At 60.2% G+C, this 17,873-nt stretch carries 15 protein-coding genes and 1 tRNA gene; 5 read left to right on the forward strand and 11 right to left on the reverse strand.

The genetic code is table 11. The annotated features are described in order from the left end of the window. Nucleotides 1-59: 59 nt before the first annotated feature. Nucleotides 60-1,247, forward strand: coding sequence for an alpha-hydroxy acid oxidase (locus ACZ5FP_RS00630; RefSeq protein ID WP_464661575.1), 1,188 nt, complete (start codon nucleotides 60-62; stop codon nucleotides 1,245-1,247). 56 nt (nucleotides 1,248-1,303) lie between these two features. Here ACZ5FP_RS00630 and ACZ5FP_RS00635 read toward each other — a convergent pair. Further along, nucleotides 1,304-1,378: transfer RNA gene (locus ACZ5FP_RS00635), tRNA-Glu, on the reverse strand. An 87-nt stretch (nucleotides 1,379-1,465) separates the two neighbouring features. Next, nucleotides 1,466-1,867 (reverse strand): fimbrial protein, encoded by a 402-nt coding sequence (locus tag ACZ5FP_RS00640; protein ID WP_319025543.1) that lies wholly within the window; start codon nucleotides 1,865-1,867, stop codon nucleotides 1,466-1,468. A gap of 2 nt (nucleotides 1,868-1,869) precedes the next feature. Here ACZ5FP_RS00640 and ACZ5FP_RS00645 point away from each other — a divergent pair, with 2 nt between their 5' ends. Continuing rightward, entirely contained in the window at nucleotides 1,870-2,928 is a 1,059-nt protein-coding gene (locus ACZ5FP_RS00645; RefSeq protein WP_464661576.1) for an RluA family pseudouridine synthase, read from the forward strand. A 257-nt stretch (nucleotides 2,929-3,185) separates the two neighbouring features. Next, nucleotides 3,186-4,097: an RNA polymerase sigma factor RpoH gene (gene rpoH, locus ACZ5FP_RS00650; protein ID WP_223613638.1), complete on the forward strand. Its 912-nt coding sequence runs from the start codon at nucleotides 3,186-3,188 to the stop codon at nucleotides 4,095-4,097. Nucleotides 4,098-4,173: 76 nt separating this feature from the next. Here rpoH and ACZ5FP_RS00655 read toward each other — a convergent pair whose 3' ends face one another. Then, complete coding sequence (locus tag ACZ5FP_RS00655; RefSeq protein ID WP_403180656.1) at nucleotides 4,174-4,563, reverse strand: VOC family protein; 390 nt, start codon at nucleotides 4,561-4,563, stop codon at nucleotides 4,174-4,176. Between the two features lie 101 nt (nucleotides 4,564-4,664). Here ACZ5FP_RS00655 and ACZ5FP_RS00660 point away from each other — a divergent pair, with 101 nt between their 5' ends. Continuing rightward, nucleotides 4,665-5,585 carry a GNAT family N-acetyltransferase gene (locus ACZ5FP_RS00660; RefSeq protein ID WP_464661577.1) on the forward strand — a complete coding sequence of 307 codons (921 nt, stop codon included), beginning with the start codon at nucleotides 4,665-4,667 and terminating at the stop codon, nucleotides 5,583-5,585. A 55-nt stretch (nucleotides 5,586-5,640) separates the two neighbouring features. Here the strand turns inward: ACZ5FP_RS00660 and ACZ5FP_RS00665 are convergent, their stop codons facing one another. Together ACZ5FP_RS00665 and ACZ5FP_RS00670 are read right to left on the reverse strand one after the other, a co-directional pair. Further along, nucleotides 5,641-7,323, reverse strand: coding sequence for a hypothetical protein (locus ACZ5FP_RS00665; protein WP_464661578.1), 1,683 nt, complete (start codon nucleotides 7,321-7,323; stop codon nucleotides 5,641-5,643). A gap of 54 nt (nucleotides 7,324-7,377) precedes the next feature. Next, on the reverse strand, nucleotides 7,378-8,670 hold the full coding sequence (locus ACZ5FP_RS00670) for an adenylosuccinate synthase (protein WP_464661579.1): 1,293 nt from the start codon (nucleotides 8,668-8,670) through the stop codon (nucleotides 7,378-7,380). A 189-nt stretch (nucleotides 8,671-8,859) separates the two neighbouring features. Between ACZ5FP_RS00670 and ACZ5FP_RS00675 the strand changes: the two genes are divergently transcribed. Then, complete coding sequence (locus ACZ5FP_RS00675) at nucleotides 8,860-9,753, forward strand: DMT family transporter (protein ID WP_223613642.1); 894 nt, start codon at nucleotides 8,860-8,862, stop codon at nucleotides 9,751-9,753. On the opposite strand, the gene ACZ5FP_RS00680 is transcribed toward ACZ5FP_RS00675, so the two are convergent. From ACZ5FP_RS00680 to ftsH, 6 genes are all read right to left on the reverse strand, one after another. Further along, nucleotides 9,754-10,272 carry an N-acetyltransferase family protein gene (locus tag ACZ5FP_RS00680; RefSeq protein ID WP_464661580.1) on the reverse strand — a complete coding sequence of 173 codons (519 nt, stop codon included), beginning with the start codon at nucleotides 10,270-10,272 and terminating at the stop codon, nucleotides 9,754-9,756. It abuts the gene before it with no gap. Nucleotides 10,273-10,287: 15 nt separating this feature from the next. Next, nucleotides 10,288-11,883 carry a phosphoglycerate dehydrogenase gene (serA, locus tag ACZ5FP_RS00685; RefSeq protein ID WP_464661581.1) on the reverse strand — a complete coding sequence of 532 codons (1,596 nt, stop codon included), beginning with the start codon at nucleotides 11,881-11,883 and terminating at the stop codon, nucleotides 10,288-10,290. A 78-nt stretch (nucleotides 11,884-11,961) separates the two neighbouring features. After that, nucleotides 11,962-13,137 (reverse strand): phosphoserine transaminase, encoded by a 1,176-nt coding sequence (locus ACZ5FP_RS00690; RefSeq protein WP_464661582.1) that lies wholly within the window; start codon nucleotides 13,135-13,137, stop codon nucleotides 11,962-11,964. Between the two features lie 196 nt (nucleotides 13,138-13,333). Next, nucleotides 13,334-14,107 (reverse strand): outer membrane protein, encoded by a 774-nt coding sequence (locus tag ACZ5FP_RS00695; protein ID WP_464661583.1) that lies wholly within the window; start codon nucleotides 14,105-14,107, stop codon nucleotides 13,334-13,336. 203 nt (nucleotides 14,108-14,310) lie between these two features. Beyond that, entirely contained in the window at nucleotides 14,311-15,663 is a 1,353-nt protein-coding gene (glmM, locus tag ACZ5FP_RS00700) for a phosphoglucosamine mutase (protein ID WP_403180631.1), read from the reverse strand. A 211-nt stretch (nucleotides 15,664-15,874) separates the two neighbouring features. Beyond that, nucleotides 15,875-17,809 (reverse strand): ATP-dependent zinc metalloprotease FtsH, encoded by a 1,935-nt coding sequence (gene ftsH, locus ACZ5FP_RS00705; protein ID WP_464661584.1) that lies wholly within the window; start codon nucleotides 17,807-17,809, stop codon nucleotides 15,875-15,877. Nucleotides 17,810-17,873 lie beyond the last annotated feature (64 nt).

Genomic DNA, 17,873 nt, shown 5'->3' on the forward strand with positions numbered 1-17,873 from the left:
TTGTCTTCCCAACCTTGCTATTGTCGAAAATCAAAAACAGAAACCTCCGGACGGAACCCATGCCCAAGACCGTTGAAATTGCCGATTTGAAGAGAATTGCCCAGCGCCGCGTGCCGAAAATGTTTTTCGACTATGCGGATTCCGGTGCCTGGACGGAAAGCACCTACCGCGCCAACGAGGAGGATTTCCGCAAGATCCAGCTGCGCCAGCGCGTGGCCGTCGATATGAGCGACCGGACCCTGGAAAGCATCATGGCGGGCCAGACGGTCTCCATGCCGGTTGCCCTCGCCCCGACCGGCCTGACCGGCATGCAGCATGCGGACGGCGAAATGCTGGCGGCGCAGGCGGCCGAGGAATTCGGCGTGCCGTTCACCCTGTCGACCATGAGCATCTGTTCCATCGAGGACGTCGCCTCGGTAACGAAGAAGCCATTCTGGTTCCAGCTTTATGTCATGCGCGACCGCGACTTCGTCAAAGACCTGATCGACCGCGCCAAGGCGGCCAAATGCTCCGCACTGGTGTTGACACTCGATCTGCAGATTCTCGGCCAGCGCCACAAGGATGTGCGCAACGGACTGTCCGCCCCGCCGAAATTCACCGCCAAGCACATCTGGCAGATGGCCACCCGCCCGCAATGGTGCCTCGGCATGCTGAAGACCGAGCGCCGCACGTTCCGCAATATCGTCGGCCATGCCAAGGGTGTCGGCGATCTCTCTTCGCTCGGCACATGGACGGATGAACAATTCGACCCGCGCCTGTCCTGGAACGATGTCGCCTGGATCAAGGAACGCTGGGGCGGCAAGCTCATCCTCAAGGGCATTCTCGATGTCGAGGATGCGCGCATGGCGGTTTCGACCGGCGCCGATGCCATTATCGTGTCGAATCACGGCGGCCGCCAGCTGGATGGCGCTCCCTCCTCGATCTCAGCGCTCGCCGATATCGTCGACGCGGTCGGCGACAAGATCGAAGTTCTGTTCGATGGCGGCATCCGCTCCGGTCAGGATGTGCTGAAGGCGCTCGCCATCGGCGCCAAGGGCACCTTCATCGGCCGCGCCTTCCTCTATGGGCTGGGTGCGGGCGGCAAGCAGGGCGTCACGCAAGCTCTGGAGATCATCCGCAACGAGCTCGACGTCACCATGGCGCTGTGCGGCGAACGCGATGTCAAGAACCTTGACCGCAACAATCTTTACAAGAGCGGCCTCGAAACCAGGCCGCGCGCGGCCGCACCCAGGAAAAAGCGTGCCTGATACGATCAATGGCCGGTGCAAACCGGCCAGACATTCTTCTTCGCAATTCAGGTGAGTGGTACGCCCAAGGGGAATCGAACCCCTGTTTGCGCCGTGAGAGGGCGCCGTCCTGACCGCTAGACGATGGGCGCGCAGTCGATTGCGCGGGTATAATCAAGCAAATCGAAAAGTGCAATGACCATTTGCAAGAGAATGGTCATTGCAGCGGTCTGCAATATCTAATTGGCCGCTTCCGAAATGCGCGCCACGACGCGTTTTGTCGCCACGTCATAGACGAGAATCTGCCGCGTACCGTTTGCCAGCCGCGTTTCCAGCGACAGCATCGATCCGGAAAGATTGTGCGACAGCACGCGCGTGCCGGGATCAAGCGTGATGGCTTCACCCACCAGCGCATCGCCGATCGGCTGCCCCGGCGCCTCGGAACGGACCGCTGCCGGCTTGGCCGCGCCGCCCACCGGCTGGTTAATCTTGTAGACAATGGCCGCAAGCACCGCCATAAGACCAATCACCATGATGCCGATGGAAACAGCCAGAAGCCGGATCATCTTGCGGCGCACCCGTTCCATTGCTGGATCGAGCGGCTGCTCTTCCGTTTCCGTATCAGCATTGATATTGGCCATGTATGGCATTCTCCGAGGTTTCGAAACCAAGCCTCTGTAACGAAGGGACGCGGTCTTTGAAAGAGCTAATTACCGATAACGAGGCAACGGGCAAGCGACTTGACGCATGGCTCTCGGCGCGGCTGGCACCGGATCTGTCCCGCAACCGCATCCAGGCGCTCATCGGCGACGGGCAGGTAAGCGTCGACGGCAAGGTCGTGCGCGAGACGAAACACAAGCTGCGCGAAGGCATCAGCATCACGGTTGAAATTCCCGAACCGGAAGATGCGACGCCCGCGGGCGAAGACATCGCGCTCGACATTCTCTACGAGGATGCCGACCTGATCGTCATCAACAAGCCCGCCGGTCTCGTGGTTCATCCCGGCAACGGCAACTGGACCGGCACGCTGGTCAATGCGCTGATCCACCATTGCGGCGATACGCTGTCCGGCGTCGGCGGCGTGAAACGTCCGGGCATCGTGCACCGTCTCGACAAGGAAACCAGCGGCGTCATGGTCGTGGCCAAGAACGACCTCGCCCACCGCCACCTCAGCGCCCAGTTTGCCGATCACGGCCGCACCGGCGATCTGGAACGCGCCTATCTCGCGCTTGTCTGGGGCACGCCCGACCGCAAGACTGGCACCATCGACGCGCCGCTCGGCCGCTCGCACCGCGACCGCACCAAGCAGGCGGTCGTGCATGAGGAACGCGACGACGCCCGCCATGCCGTCACGCATTTCGACGTGCAGGAACGCTTCGGCGCAAAGGAAGATTCGACCGCGGTCGCCTCGCTGATCGAATGCCGCCTCGAAACCGGACGGACCCATCAGATCCGCGTGCACATGGCCCATATCGGCCACCCCCTGGTGGGCGACGTGGAATATGGCAGCGCCTACAAGACCAAGGCCAACAAGCTGGCGGAACCGCTGCAGAGCGTGGTCAAGGGCTTTTCACGGCAGGCGCTGCATGCGCAGGTGCTGGCATTCGAACACCCGTCCACCGGCGAGGTCATGCGCTTCGAAGCGGATGTGCCGGAGGATATGGCCGAACTGCTGACCGCATTCCGGACAACTCCGCTTTAGGGATCCCCGCAGAAAAAATCGAAAACACTTGCGGAACTTTATTTCATACCGTACGTTATAGAACGCAGACGGAAATCTTGACTCTGTTGTTCACGTTTATGTGACAAATTGTTTCGGTTCTTAATGCATCGTGTTTTTGACAAAATGCTACCTATATATGGATAGCACTGGTCCGGTCGTGCCGCGCAATGCGGGCGGCCGGTTGCTGCGAACCCGCCGATAATGGGGGTTCATCTCACAATGAGGAGGGGTGCTCAGTGGCCCAAAATCTTCCAAGTATTGTTGCCGGTGACGGGGGACTGACCCGTTATCTCGAAGAGATTCGCCGTTTTCCCATGCTCGAACCGCAGGAAGAGTACATGCTCGCCAAGCGGTATCTGGAGCATGCCGATCCGAAAGCGGCCCATAGACTCGTGACCAGCCATCTGCGGCTCGTCGCCAAGATTGCCATGGGTTATCGCGGCTACGGCCTGCCGATCGGCGAGGTCATTTCCGAAGGCAATGTCGGCCTGATGCAGGCGGTCAAGCGGTTTGAGCCGGAACGCGGCTTCCGTTTGGCGACCTATGCCATGTGGTGGATCAAGGCCTCGATCCAGGAATATGTCCTGCGCTCGTGGAGCCTGGTCAAGATGGGCACGACAGCCAACCAGAAGCGCCTGTTCTTCAACCTGCGCAAGGTGAAGAGCAAGATTCAGGCGCTGGACGACGGCGACCTCAACCCTGAACAGGTCAAGGAAATAGCCACCCGTCTCAGCGTGTCCGAGGACGAGGTCGTATCGATGAACCGCCGGCTGTCCGGTGATGCATCGCTGAACGCCCCGATCCGCTCTTCCGACGGCGAAGCCGGCGGTGACTGGCAGGACTGGCTGGTCGACGACCACGACAGCGCCGAAGACATGCTGATCGAACAGGACGAACTGGAGAACCGGCGCGAAATGCTCTCCGGCGCGATGTCATCGCTCAATGACCGCGAACGGCGCATTTTCCAGGCCCGCCGCCTGGCCGACGATCCGGTAACGCTCGAGGACCTGTCGACCGAGTTCGGCATCAGCCGCGAGCGCGTGCGCCAGATCGAAGTGCGTGCTTTCGAGAAGGTGCAGGATGCGGTGAAAGCAGCAGCCAGCAAACAATTGAAGGCGCTGGTTTCAACCGGTTCCGACGCGCGCTGACAAGCGCATCGCGAATGAGACAAGAGGCCCCGGATATCCGGGGCCTTTTGCATTATCAGCCCCTGCGCCGTCCCTCTCATCCGGCGTTGTAGCAGACGAAAGCCAGCTTGTTGCCGTCGGGATCGCGCGCATAAGCGCCGTAAAAACCCGCGCCGTAATGCGGCCTTGGCCCCGGCGCGCCCTCATCGCTTCCGCCGTTCTGCATCGCCAGCGCATGGAGCCGGTCGACGATCCCCGCATTGTCGAACAGGAAGGCGGTCATACTGCCATTGCCCACCGTTGCAGCCCCGCCGTCAAAAGGATAGCCGACGAAGAATCGCGGAACAGACTCATCCGCGCGCTTGCCCCATGAAACCGACTGCTCATCGCGCCAGCATTGATCAAGATCCATCGCCGCCATGAGCGGATCATAGAAACGCAGGGATTTTTCCAGGTCATTCGTTCCGATCATCGTGTAGCCGATCATCCCCGTCTCCTCCAAATCCCCCTGCGGACCCATGACAATATTGACAAAGACTTGCGCTAAAACCAGCCTGTAGGCAAACGATTCACCACAGGCAGCTTTCCATGTTCACCCTAGAACCCGCCACCGTAGAAGATTTCGACCGGCTTCTGCAATTACGCCTTCGTTGCATGCGTGAAAGCCTGGAACGGATTGGGCGGTTCGACGAATGGCGCGCCTATGACCGCTTTCGCAATTCATACCGCCCGCATTATACAAGGCTCATCATGCGGCCCCAGGGGGAACTGGCCGGATGCGTGGCGATGGGGCCGGCAGACGGAGATCTGCTGCTTGAGCATTTCTACATCGCGCCCGAGCAGCAGGGAAAAGGTCTTGGCAGCGCGGTTCTGCAGCGGCTGCTCGGCGAAGCCGACGCCGCCGGCCTGCCGATCCGCCTGAGCGTGCTCCAGCAAAGCGACGCCGGACGCTTTTATGCCCGCCACGGCTTTACGCAGACGGGCGAGGACGAATGGGATGTCTATTACCGGCGCCCGCCGCGAACGGACGCCGGACAGCCGAACATGACGATCCGGCAGCCTACCGCTGACGACAGCGACGGGATATGCGAAGTGCTGCGACGTTCAATCAAGGAACTGTGCATTGAGGATCACAAGCGCGACGCCCACATCCTCGGTGCATGGCTCTTCAACAAGACGCCGGAGAATGTCTTGAAATGGATCAGCGACCCAGGGCAGCACATGCTGATCGCTGTGACTGGCAAGACTATATTGGGAGTGGGAGCCGCTGATAGTTCCGGCCAGATCCTGCTCAATTATGTCTCTCCAGATGCACGTTTTCACGGGGTCAGCAAAGCAATCCTGCTTGGTCTTGAAAATTATCTCCACGGACGGGGAAACACGCTCAGCAGATTAACGAGCACACGCACCGCACACCGCTTCTATCAAGCCTGCGGCTATGCGGACAGCGAGCCTGCGGAACCAGCCCGCAGGGTTGGCGGGCAACCCATGGAGAAACAATTGCGATGAAAAAAGGCTCCGTTTTCCACGGAGCCTTTTTCATCGGTCTTAGGGGTGCGACGGACTAGCCGCCCGCCTTGGCAGCCCATGCCTTCAGCACGTCGTCAAAGGCCTTCTCGCCCGGCAAGCCTTTTTCCAGCGTCAGCAGCGCACGGCGACCGGTCTTGTAGGCAATCGGGATATCGATCCACGACTGACGGCGCAGCAGAGCCATGTTGGTATCAACCGCGGTTTTCGCGTCATTCATCGCAATGATGAAGAAGTTGTCGGCAATCTTGGCCGGGATGCCGACGAGCGGGCTGCCGGGAGCCTGTTCGGTATCCTTCAGCGTCATGCGCGACACCGCATCGATGGACCCGCCGGGGAACCCTTCGGGAACCGTGAAGATCATTTCGACGAGATGGCTGGCCGGCAGCGTCTTGTCACCGTTGCGGCGGATGACCATACGCAGCTTGATGCCACGGTCCGGGATAGTCACCTCGGCACGGATTGCCGGTTCGGGCGGCAGGTCGTTGCCCGGCGATTCCTGCACCACGGACCAGACGACACCGCCCGCATCCGCCGTGCCGGCATCCTGTCCGGAACGCTCCTCATAGAAAAATGCCTTCTGGCCGATCGGCAGCGCCGCTGGCGGGGGCGTTGTCTGTCCGGCTGGAGCCGTCGGCTGTCCCTGCGCTGGCGGCTGTGTTGCAGGCTGCTGATCCGGCGTCGACGCGGCAACCGATGTGCCCTCGCCCAGCGACGGCGTGTCGTTGGCCGGGCCCGGATTGATTTCCTGTCCGTCCGGCAACAGCCGCTGCGTCAATTTCGCTTCGGGCTTTGCTTCGCCCGCCGGTGCCGTTGGCGTTGCAGGCTGTGCCGCAGGTTGCGCGGGCTGCTCTGTCTTTGCCGGCGGTGTTGCCGGCTGGTTGCCGGCAGTCTCGGCCGGTTTCGCCGGGGCTTTGTCGCCGCCGCCTGTCAGGCTGGCAAGATAGGTCTTGACCGATGCGGCCCGTGCAGCGATCTGGTCCTTGTAGGTCCAGCCGGCATAGGCACCGCCGCCAATGAGGACGAGCAGGCCGAGAAGGCTGACCAGGGGAACCAGCGAACGCTTCTGTTTCGGCTGCTTCAGCGGTCCGCGCGAGTAAACGCCATAGTCCGTGGGCCCGCGATCCTCCGGTTTCAGTTCCGGCTCGTCGTCAAGCTCCTCTTCCGGTCCGCGTCCGGATTTCAGCTTGCCGGCCATACCGGAAAAAGATCCGGCAAGGGGGCGCTCATCCGATCGTTCGTTGTGGAACCCGTCCTCCCGGTGCTCGATTGGCTTGGCACCGCTCGGCGTGTGGGTGGTCAGAAAATCCTCGAGCGCATCGGACTGGGCGATGGGCTTGGTAAAGGAAGGCGCGGGCACGACCGGAGGCGTGGCGACAGGTGCCGGCTTTGGCGGCATCGCCGCAGCGGGTTCCGGCTTTGCCACGACCGGTGCCGGGGCGACCGGCGGTGGCGGCGACGGAACGGGGGCCGCAACGGGAACCGGGTCCGGGACATGCATCAGATCGTCGAGAGCAGGCGCGAAATCCGACTCGACTTCGGTGATCGCATCTTCCAGCGCCTGTTTCTGGCGAACGGCGACAGCTTCCGGCGCATTCAGCGTCGCAAGCTTTTGCTCAATCGTTGCGCGAGCCTTTGCATACACACGTTGACGGAGCTCGGGCCTTGGGTCCGCGAGCCCGTCAATTGTCTTTCTCAATACTGCAACGAAATCAGCCATTCACCCAAACCTATGGTTTTGTTGTGAGATTAACATCGAAACTCGTTTGTGAGTCTAATCATGAAACGGGTCGGTAACAAGTATTGTGTCGTCCCGTTCCGGGCTGGTCGAAAGCAACGCGATCGGCGCACCGATCAGCTCTTCCAGATAGCGGGCATATTTCACCGCCTGCGCCGGCAGTTCGCTCCAGCTACGTGCCCCGGCCGTTGTCTCTTTCCAGCCTTCCAGCGTCACATAGATCGGCTTGACGCGCGCCTGCGCGCCCTGGCTGGCCGGGAGGTAATCGATGACCTCGCCATCGAGTTCATAGCTGGTGCAGACCTTGATCTCATCGAGACCGTCAAGCACGTCGAGCTTGGTCAGCGCGATACCGCTGATGCCGTTGTTGGCAACGGCCTGGCGCACCAGCACCGCATCGAACCAGCCGCAACGGCGCTTGCGCCCGGTGACGACGCCGAATTCATGGCCGCGCTGGCCAAGGAATTCGCCAACTTCATTCTGCTGTTCGGTCGGGAACGGGCCTTCGCCGACGCGGGTCGTATAGGCCTTGGTGATGCCGAGAACATAGTGCAGCGAGCCGGGTCCGATGCCGGAACCGGCAGATGCCTGGCCGGCCACGGTGTTCGATGATGTTACGAACGGATAGGTGCCATGGTCGATATCGAGCAGGGTACCCTGCGCGCCTTCGAACAGGATGCGCTCGCCAGCCCGCTTCTTCTGGTCGAGAACATACCAGACGCGGTCCATGAACGGGATGATGTGCGGCGCGGCCTCAAGCAGTTCGGCCAGCAGCTTGGACCCATCGACTTCCTCGATGCCAAGACCGCGGCGCAGCGGATTGTGATGGGCCAGCAGCCGTTCGATCTTCGCCGGAAGCGTCTCGGGGTCAGCCAGATCAAGCACGTGAATGGCGCGGCGGCCGACCTTGTCTTCATAGGCCGGACCGATGCCGCGGCCGGTCGTGCCGATTTTGGTGCCGGAATTGGAAGCCTCGCGGCGGCGGTCAAGCTCGCCATGGATCGACAGGATCAGCGTCGTGTTCTCGGCGATCTTCAGCGTTTCGGGCGTAATGACGACACCCTGCGCCTCGAGCTTTTTCTTTTCAGCAATGAATGCATGCGGATCGAAGACAACACCGTTGCCGATGATCGAGAGCTTGCCCTTGCGCACCACGCCCGATGGCAACAGCGACAGCTTGTAGGTGACACCATCGACAACCAGCGTATGGCCGGCATTGTGCCCGCCCTGAAAGCGGACAATGATATCGGCCCGTTCGGAAAGCCAATCGACAATCTTGCCCTTGCCCTCGTCACCCCACTGGGAGCCGATCACCACAACATTTGCCATTCAAAACTCCTCGAGTCATAACCTCGTCATGCATTTTTTGCTAAATGCGGTGCTTCTATACAGGCTGGTTCATAAAAGCGCGACAATTCTTTCGACTGAAGCGTGGCCAATTTGCCATTATTAAACGAATAAACCTATTGTTCTGGCGACACCGCAACACTTCTCCCGCCAAAGTATAAGCAGCCCGCCATGAATCGCACCGCGTACATCTTTCTGCTCGTGACCGCCCTCCTGTGGGGCGGCAATGCCGTGGCGGGCAAGCTCGCGGTCGGCCATATATCACCGATGCTTTTGACCATGCTGCGCTGGCTTATCGCCTTCGCGGTCGTCGCCGCAATCAGCGGCAGCCAGGTCAGGCGGGACTGGAAAGTGCTGCGCGCCCATCTGCCGCTGCTCGCCGCCTTGGGCGGGTTCGGCTTCACTTTTTTCAACATGGCCCTCTACACCGCCTTGAACTATACCTCGGCCATCAACGTCACCATCGAACAGGCCGGCATGCCGATGGTGATCTTCGTTGCCAACCTGCTGCTGTTCGGCATGGCCGTGCGCCCCGGCCAGATCTTCGGCTTCAGCCTGTCGCTCGTCGGCGTGGCCCTGACCGCCGGGCATGGCAGCTTCCTCAAGCTGGCGGAACTCGAGGTGAACCAGGGTGATGCGCTGATGCTGCTCGCCGTGCTGTTCTACAGTGGCTATACCGTGGCATTGCGGCTTCGCCCGGCCATTCACTGGCAGAGCCTGATGACGGTCATGACGTTCTTTGCCTTTGCCACCGCCATCCCGTTCACGATCTGGGAATGGCTGGACGGCGCGCTGGTCGCACCGGATTTCACCGGCACGATGGTCGTGCTTTACACCGCGCTTTTGCCGTCGCTTGCCGCGCAGGTGCTGTTCATCAAGGGGGTCGAATATATCGGCGCCAATCGCGCCGGCCTGTTCATCAATGCGGTGCCCATCTTCGGCACGTTGCTGGCCGTGATCCTGCTGGGCGAGGCGTTTCACCTCTATCACGCCGTCGCCCTGGTGCTGGTTCTCGGCGGCATCGGCATTGCCGAAATCAGCGGGCGCAAGCACGCCGCTGCCTGATCAGGCAAGCCTGCGCAGCATGAAACAGGCATCATCCGAATAGGATTTGAGTTTTGCATCGAGTTCCGGCCGGTGCACCACCGCGAAACCCTGCTTCTGCCAGAAGCCGGCGGAATTGTTGACCGAGACCAGCGACATGGTTTCCAGCCCCTCGGCACGCGCCTGATCGGCAAGGATCGACACGATGCGCGGCGCCGCACCGCTGCCGCGCGATGCGGGCAGAAGCGCGATATCGTGCAGATAATAGGTCGTCGGATGATCCGGCAGGCGCTCGAGCAGACTGTTCAGGGCCGGCGTGGCAAAGAGCTGCCACGGATGCGTGATCGCATAGCCAAAAAGTTCACCGCCCTGCCCCTCGAGGACAAAGCAGCCTTTGCCGTAAAGGCGCATGCGTTCCAGATAGATCGCATCATCCTCGAAAAAATCCGTATGGATGACGGCGGCCATGGCGATGACGGAAGCGAGGTCCCCCGCTTCCATCCGGCGCCAGTTCAGTGTGTGCGTTTGGGATGTCGACATACGCCATCCCTACAATCAGCCGATGTCAAATTCCAGCGGTTTGGCGGAAACAATTGCCTTGTTCACGCGCAGTTCTTCCAGAACATGATCCGGAATCCGCTCGTCGAGATAGAGCATGGCGATGGCGTTGCCGCCGGGATTGTCACGGCCCAGCGAGAAGTTGGCGATGTTGACGCCGTTCTTGCCGCAGATCGTGCCGAGCATGCCGATCATGCCTGGTGTGTCGTTGTTGGTCGTGTACAGCATGTGCTGGCCAACTTCGGCATCGAGATTGATGCCCTTGATCTGGATGAAACGCGGCTTGCCGTCGGAAAAACAGGTACCGGCAATCGAACGGGTCAATGAAGCGGATTTGACCGTCAGCTTGATATAGCCGTCGAACACACCCGACTTGTCACGGCGCACTTCGGAGAGAATAATGCCCCGCTCCTTCACCATGACCGGTGCCGACACCATGTTCACATCCGCCACCTGCGGGCGGATCAGCCCGGCCAGGGCCGCGCTGACCAGCGCCCGGGTGTTCATCGCGGCGGTGGAGCCGTCGAACAGCACTTCCACTTCCTGGATCGGCTCGTCGGTGACCTGGCCGACAAAGGCGCCCAGCACTTCCGCCAGCTTGACGAACGGCTTCAGGCGCGGCGCTTCCTCCGCCGTGATCGACGGCATGTTGATCGCGTTGGAAACCGCACCCTTGATCAGGTAGTCCGCCATCTGCTCGGCAACCTGCAGCGCGACATTCTCCTGCGCTTCGCTTGTCGACGCGCCAAGATGCGGCGTGCAGACGACGTTCGGCAGGTTGAACAGCTCGTTCTCCGTCGCCGGTTCCACCTCGAACACGTCGATGCCGGCACCGGCAACCTTGCCCGCCTTCAGGGCCGCGACGAGATCCTTCTCGACGATCAGGCCGCCGCGGGCGCAGTTGACGATGCGCACGCCGTCCTTCATCTTGGCGATGGTACCCGCATTGATGATGCCGCGGGTCTTGTCGGTCATCGGCGTGTGCAGGCTGATGAAATCGGCCCGTGCCAGCAGTTCGTCAAGCTCGACCTTCTCGACGCCCAGCTCTTCGGCCCGGCCTTCCGACAGGAACGGATCGAAGGCGATGACGTGCATCTTCAGGCCAACGCCGCGCGTGGCGACAATCGAACCGATATTGCCGCAACCGATGATACCCAGCGTCTTGCCGGTGATCTCGACGCCCATGAAGCGGTTCTTTTCCCACTTGCCTGCACGGGTGGAAGCGTCGGCTTCCGGCAGTTCGCGGGCAACCGCGAACATCAGCGCGATGGCATGTTCGGCCGTGGTGATGGAATTGCCGAAAGGCGTGTTCATCACGATGATACCCCGGCGGGACGCGGCGGGAATATCGACATTGTCGACGCCGATACCGGCGCGGCCGATGACCTTCAGGTTGGTGGCGGCGGCAATCAGCTTTTCCGTGACCTTGGTGGCCGAACGGATGGCAAGACCGTCATACTGGCCGATCACTTCGGCCAGCTTTTCCTTGTCCTTGCCGAGATCAGGCAGGTAATCGACCTCCACGCCACGATCCTTGAAGATCTGAACGGCAGTCGGGGAGAGTTTATCGGATACGAGTACGCGCGGTGCCATCATGGCCTCCATCGTTGAATCGGTGAAACTTTGAATGGGGGTGACCGCATCCGCTGCGGTCACGTCAAGCCGGTGAAATCAGGCAGCCTGTTTCAGCGCGGCCTTTTGCGACTGGAATGCCCAGTCGAGCCACAGCATCAGCGCTTCGAGATCGGCCGTTTCGACCGTCGCACCTGCCCAGATGCGCAGCCCCGACGGAGCATCGCGATAGGCGCCGATATCATAGGCAACGCCTTCCTTCTCCAGAACCGCAACCAGGTTCTTGGCGAAATTGGCTTGGGCATCCTTGTCGAGCGCCGTGATCTCGGGATCGACGATGGTCAGACACACGGACGTGTTGGACCGGGTTGCCGGGACCTTTGCCAGGTTGGCAATCCATGGCGTACGTTCGACAAAGGCATCGAGTGCGGCAAAGTTGCGGTCGGCACGGCCGACAAGTCCATCCAGACCGCCGAGCGATTTTGCCCAGTTCAGCGCATCGATGTAGTCCTCGACGCAGAGCATCGACGGCGTGTTGATGGTTTCACCGGAGAAAATACCTTCGATCAGCTTGCCGCCGGAGGTCAGGCGGAAAATCTTCGGCAGCGGCCAGGCGGGCTTGTAGTTTTCCAGCCGTTCAACGGCGCGCGGGCTGAGGATCAGCATGCCGTGCGCACCCTCGCCGCCGAGCACTTTCTGCCAGGAGAAGGTGACGACATCGAGCTTGTCGAAATCAAGACGCTGCGCAAACGCCGCCGAGGTGGCGTCGCAGATGGTCAGGCCCTTGCGGTCCGCCGGAATGAAATCGCCATTGGGCACACGCACGCCCGAGGTCGTGCCATTCCAGGTGAAGACGACGTCGCGGTCAAAATCGACTGTTGAAAGGTCGGGCAGTTCGCCGTAGCCGGCCTCGATGGTCCGGGCATCGCCAAGCTTCAGCTGTTTGACCACATCGGTGATCCAGCCTGCGCCAAAGCTTTCCCAGGCAACCATGTCGACGCCGCGCTCGCCGAGCAGCGACCACAGCGCCATCTCGACAGCGCCGGTATCGGACGCCGGAACAATGCCGATACGGTAATCGGCGGGAACTTGCAGGATATCGCGGGTAAGATCGATCGCCTGTTTCAGCTTCGTCTTGCCGACCTTGGCGCGATGCGAGCGGCCAAGCGGTGCGTCGGAAAGCGCTTGAAGCGACCATCCGGGACGTTTTGCACAGGGACCTGATGAAAAATTCGGGTTAGCCGGGCGCTGCGCCGGCTTTATAAGCGTCGTCATGTTTTCTCCTATCCTCACAGATAGCACGCCTCTCGTTGGGGAGAGGTGGCCCACTCCGGGAACTAGGAGAAATGTCGTTCACAGTCAAGAAATATGTTTGCGTGCGACATTAAATCTGCAAGGACCGGCAGACTGCAACACAAACGAAAACGGCAGGAGCAATGCTCCTGCCGTTCGAAAAACCAAGTCGTTTCAATCAGAAAGCGTAGCGTACGCCGACCTTGAAATCATGCGACGTGATGTCCTTGAATTTGAACGGCTCAGGATTGGCGCGTGTGAAACGATCATCATAATTATGTGCATTGGCAGTCTGGCCATCGCCAAGATTGACGTAGCTGTACCCGACATCGATGGTCATGCGGTCCGTTGCCTTGATGCCGACACCGGCATGCAGTGCCCACGCGAAGTTCCACTGGGAGGCACTGTCGGCATAACCGCCGCCGCCATTGAGTATGTTGTCATCGGTGAAGTTGGAGATCGTATTGCGCGACGCACCGATACCACCACCGACATAGGGGGTTATGCCGCTGAATGTGCCAAGATCCGCATAGGCGTTGGCCAGGAACAGCCATTCGGATTTCTTCGCATGGTATTGATTGGTTCCATACTGTCCCAGCGCGGGATTGGAATAGAAATCAAGGGCACTGAATTCGGTCTTGCCGCGATACTGGCCGGTTACGTCAGCACGAAGCCAATCGTTGAACTGATAACCGACACCAATCTGGCCGGTGATCCCGGCATCGAACGTACCGTCCTCCAGAAAGCCGTGCTGCGCTGCGTCGCCGAAGCCGACATAGTCCAGATTGCCGAGGCGCTGGTTGCTCATGCCGATATCGCCGCGCAGATACCATCCGCCGAACTGCTGCACTTCGACCACCGGTACTTCCACCGGATCCGCAGCGTAAGCCGGGATTGCCCCCAGGCATAGCAGAGCTGCACTCGCTGCAGCATATTTATTGATAATGCCCATTTCATATCCCTCGTCAGGCCCAAAAATCGAAACGCAGCGAATGCTACTAAGGTTCTAGAAGGGAATATGGAGGGAAAAAGTTAAATCCCGCTTAACCGTGTTTGTTCACCATGATCATTAACGTTAACAAACCCAATACCGCCGGGCAGATGTAAAAATGGGCCCGCAAAGGGGCCCATTCAGCGCGATGCGGCTGGCGGCAATCAGGCTGCCGACTTGACCGACGAGATCACCGAAATGATATCATTGACGACGGTATCGACCAGCTGGCTGTCGTCCCCTTCCGCCATGACACGGATCAAGGGCTCCGTTCCCGACGGGCGGATGACCAGACGGCCAGATGTCCCAAGACGGTCGCGGGCATCATCGATGGCCGTCTTGACCTTCTTGTCCTCGAGCGGTTTGCCGCCCGCCGTGCGGATGTTCTTGAGCACCTGGGGCACCGGTTCGAACTTGCGGCAGACCTCGCTGACGGGTTTCCCCTCCTCCTGAACCACGGCCAGAATCTGCAGGGCAGAAACAAGTCCGTCACCGGTGGTGGAGAAATCAGAAATGACGATATGGCCGGACTGTTCGCCGCCGATGTTGAAGCCATGATTGCGCATATGCTCGACCACGTAGCGGTCGCCGACATTGGTGCGGGCCAGGGTCAGGCCGCGATCGCCGAGAAAGCGTTCAAAGCCAAGGTTGGACATGACCGTTGCGACAACGCCGCCGCCGACAAGCCGGTCCGATTCCTGCCAGGACTGCGCGATCACCGCCATCAGCTGATCACCATCGATGATCGAGCCCTTCTCATCGACGATGAGCACACGGTCCGCATCGCCATCCAGCGCGATGCCGATATCCGCCCGCACCTCGTGCACCTTCTTGATCAGGCTCAGCGGATGCGTCGAGCCGCAATCCTCGTTGATGTTGGTGCCGTTTGGCTTGTCGTTGATCGTCACGACATCGGCGCCAAGCTCCCACAGGGCAGCGGGCGCAACCTTGTAGGCCGCACCGTTGGCGCAATCCACGACGACCCTCAAACCGGCGAGCGAGATGTTCTTCGGCATCGTCCGCTTAGCGAACTCGATATAGCGATAGATATCGCCATCGACGCGCTTGGCCCGTCCGAGGGCTTCAAAGCTCGACAACCGCCCCGACAGGTCCTCGTCCATCAGCCGTTCGATCTCAAGCTCGATCTCGTCGGAGAGCTTGAAGCCATCCGGGCCGAAAAGCTTGATACCGTTGTCATGGTAGGGATTATGCGAGGCGGAAATCATCACGCCGATATCGGCACGCAGCGAGCGGCACAGCATCGCCACGGCGGGCGTCGGTATCGGCCCGAGCAGAAAGACATCCATGCCGGTGGAAGTGAAGCCGGCGACCAGCGCGTTCTCGATCATGTAGCCGGAAAGACGGGTGTCCTTGCCGATCACCACCCGGTTGCGGTGATTGCCGCGCTTGAAGGCGAGGCCGACAGCCATGCCGACCTTCATCGCGATATCCGGTGTCATGGGGTAGGCATTTGCCTGTCCGCGAATACCGTCGGTGCCGAAATATTTTCGAGCCATAATGTCTATCCAAACTGTGCGGCCAACTCTTATCCGGCGGCGCCGGTGTTCAGCCTGTTGTGCTTGTGCCTGATCTTCACGCTTATTGCAGAAGACCTTTTCCTGCGCATTTCACAAATTATGTGGCGATTATACTATCATTCAATCCGTGAACAATCCGTGCAAAAACGGCCGGTGAATACCGGCCGTTGCTTGTTGGCATGTGCCGCAATCAGGATTGCGGCTGGGGTTCCAACCCCTTGTCAGGCTCATCGCCCTTGCGCGGCTTCTTGGCTGAACCGGCTTTCGGAACAGCCGAACCGCGTGACGGCGGCGTATCATCGCCAAGATCGCGGGCTGGCTTGTTGCCTGCCATCAGGGCCTTGATCTCTTCGCCGGTCAGCGTCTCGTATTCGAGCAGACCTTCGGCAATGGCGATCCATTCCTTCTTCTTCTTCGTCAGAATGGCGCGCGCCTGCGTATAGGCATCGTCAATCAGCTTGCGCACTTCCGCATCGATCAGCTGCGCCGTCTCCTCGGATACATTCTGCGTCCGGGCAACGGAGTGACCGAGGAACACTTCCTCCTGGTTTTCGCCATAGGCAACCTGGCCGAGCTTGTCAGAGAAGCCCCAGCGGGTCACCATCGCCCGGGCAAGCTTGGTGGCCTGCTCGATATCCGACGATGCGCCGGAGGTGATGTTCTCCTTGCCGAATTTCAGTTCTTCGGCAATACGGCCGCCCATCATGATCGCCAGACGCGAGATCATCCACTTGTAGCTCATGGAATAGCGGTCGGCTTCCGGCAGCTGCATGACCATGCCAAGCGCACGACCGCGCGGAATGATCGTCGCCTTGTGAAGGGGATCGGCCATTGCCACGTTCAGCGCCACGATGGCGTGACCGGCTTCATGATAGGCCGTCAGTTCCTTTTCCGCCTGGGTCATGGCTGTCGAGCGGCGCTCGGCACCCATCATGATCTTGTCCTTGGCGTCTTCGAATTCGAGCATGGTGACGAGGCGCTTGTTGCGGCGCGCTGCCATCAGGGCGGCTTCGTTGACGAGGTTCATCAGATCGGCACCGGAGAAACCGGGGGTACCGCGGGCCAGAATCTTCAGATCAACATTGGGTGCCAGCGGAACATTGCGGGCATGAACCTTCAGGATCTTTTCGCGGCCGGTAACGTCCGGATTGGGCACGACGACCTGACGGTCAAAACGGCCCGGACGCAGCAAGGCCGGATCGAGAACATCGGGACGGTTGGTCGCAGCGATCAGGATGACGCCTTCATTGGCCTCGAAACCATCCATCTCGACCAGCAGCTGGTTCAGCGTCTGTTCGCGTTCGTCATTGCCGCCGCCCAGACCGGCGCCGCGATGACGGCCGACCGCATCGATTTCGTCGATGAAGATGATGCAGGGCGCATTCTTCTTCGCCTGTTCGAACATGTCACGCACACGCGATGCACCGACACCGACGAACATTTCAACGAAGTCGGAACCGGAAATGGTGAAGAACGGCACATTGGCTTCACCGGCGATGGCGCGCGCCAGAAGCGTCTTACCGGTACCGGGAGGACCGACGAGCAGCACGCCGCGCGGAATGCGTCCGCCAAGCCGCTGGAATTTCTGCGCGTCGCGCAGGAATTCGACGATTTCTTCCAGATCTTCCTTGGCTTCGTCAACGCCGGCCACGTCCTGGAACGTCACGCGCCCGTGCGCCTCGGTCAGCAGCTTGGCCTTCGATTTGCCAAAACCCATGGCGCCACGCGAGCCGCCCTGCATCTGGCGCATGAAGAAAATCCACACGCCGACGATCAGGATCATCGGCAGCCAGTTGATCAGCATGCCGACAAACGATGTAGAGCCATCCGTCTCGGGCCGGGCGGCGATCTGGACATTCTTGCTCTCGAGGCGGCCGACGAGGCCGGCATCTCCAGGCGAATAGGTCTGGAACGTTGCGTTATTGTCGGCATAGGTGCCCGTGATGCGGTTGCCGGCGATCGTCACCGTTTTCACGCGGCCATTATTCACGTCCGTTATGAACGTCGAATAGGGCACATCACTGGATGCCGAACGCTGGGAAGGGCTTTGAAAAAGGTTGAACAACGCGATCAGAAGCAAAGCGATAATCGCCCACAGTGCGAAGTTCCGGTAGTTAGGATTCATTATCGGGTCCCATCAATCACAACCGCAAGGACGCGGAATTTACACGTAACATAGGTTCGAAGCG

The organism is Phyllobacterium sp. T2-21, assembly GCF_055378485.1.

Excerpts from the sequence above, each read along its gene's own strand:
- ACZ5FP_RS00640 (WP_319025543.1), bottom strand. The coding sequence starts at position 1,867 with ATGGCCAATATCAATGCTGATACGGAAACGGAAGAGCAGCCGCTCGAT.
- ACZ5FP_RS00665 (WP_464661578.1), bottom strand. The coding sequence starts at position 7,323 with ATGGCTGATTTCGTTGCAGTATTGAGAAAGACAATTGACGGGCTCGCG.
- ACZ5FP_RS00670 (WP_464661579.1), bottom strand. The coding sequence starts at position 8,670 with ATGGCAAATGTTGTGGTGATCGGCTCCCAGTGGGGTGACGAGGGCAAG.
- ACZ5FP_RS00645 (WP_464661576.1), top strand. The coding sequence starts at position 1,870 with ATGGCATTCTCCGAGGTTTCGAAACCAAGCCTCTGTAACGAAGGGACG.
- ACZ5FP_RS00695 (WP_464661583.1), bottom strand. The coding sequence starts at position 14,107 with ATGGGCATTATCAATAAATATGCTGCAGCGAGTGCAGCTCTGCTATGC.
- ACZ5FP_RS00680 (WP_464661580.1), bottom strand. The coding sequence starts at position 10,272 with ATGTCGACATCCCAAACGCACACACTGAACTGGCGCCGGATGGAAGCG.
- ACZ5FP_RS00630 (WP_464661575.1), top strand. The coding sequence starts at position 60 with ATGCCCAAGACCGTTGAAATTGCCGATTTGAAGAGAATTGCCCAGCGC.
- ACZ5FP_RS00690 (WP_464661582.1), bottom strand. The coding sequence starts at position 13,137 with ATGACGACGCTTATAAAGCCGGCGCAGCGCCCGGCTAACCCGAATTTT.
- serA (WP_464661581.1), bottom strand. The coding sequence starts at position 11,883 with ATGGCACCGCGCGTACTCGTATCCGATAAACTCTCCCCGACTGCCGTT.
- ACZ5FP_RS00660 (WP_464661577.1), top strand. The coding sequence starts at position 4,665 with ATGTTCACCCTAGAACCCGCCACCGTAGAAGATTTCGACCGGCTTCTG.
- ACZ5FP_RS00675 (WP_223613642.1), top strand. The coding sequence starts at position 8,860 with ATGAATCGCACCGCGTACATCTTTCTGCTCGTGACCGCCCTCCTGTGG.
- ACZ5FP_RS00655 (WP_403180656.1), bottom strand. The coding sequence starts at position 4,563 with ATGATCGGCTACACGATGATCGGAACGAATGACCTGGAAAAATCCCTG.
- glmM (WP_403180631.1), bottom strand. The coding sequence starts at position 15,663 with ATGGCTCGAAAATATTTCGGCACCGACGGTATTCGCGGACAGGCAAAT.
- ftsH (WP_464661584.1), bottom strand. The coding sequence starts at position 17,809 with ATGAATCCTAACTACCGGAACTTCGCACTGTGGGCGATTATCGCTTTG.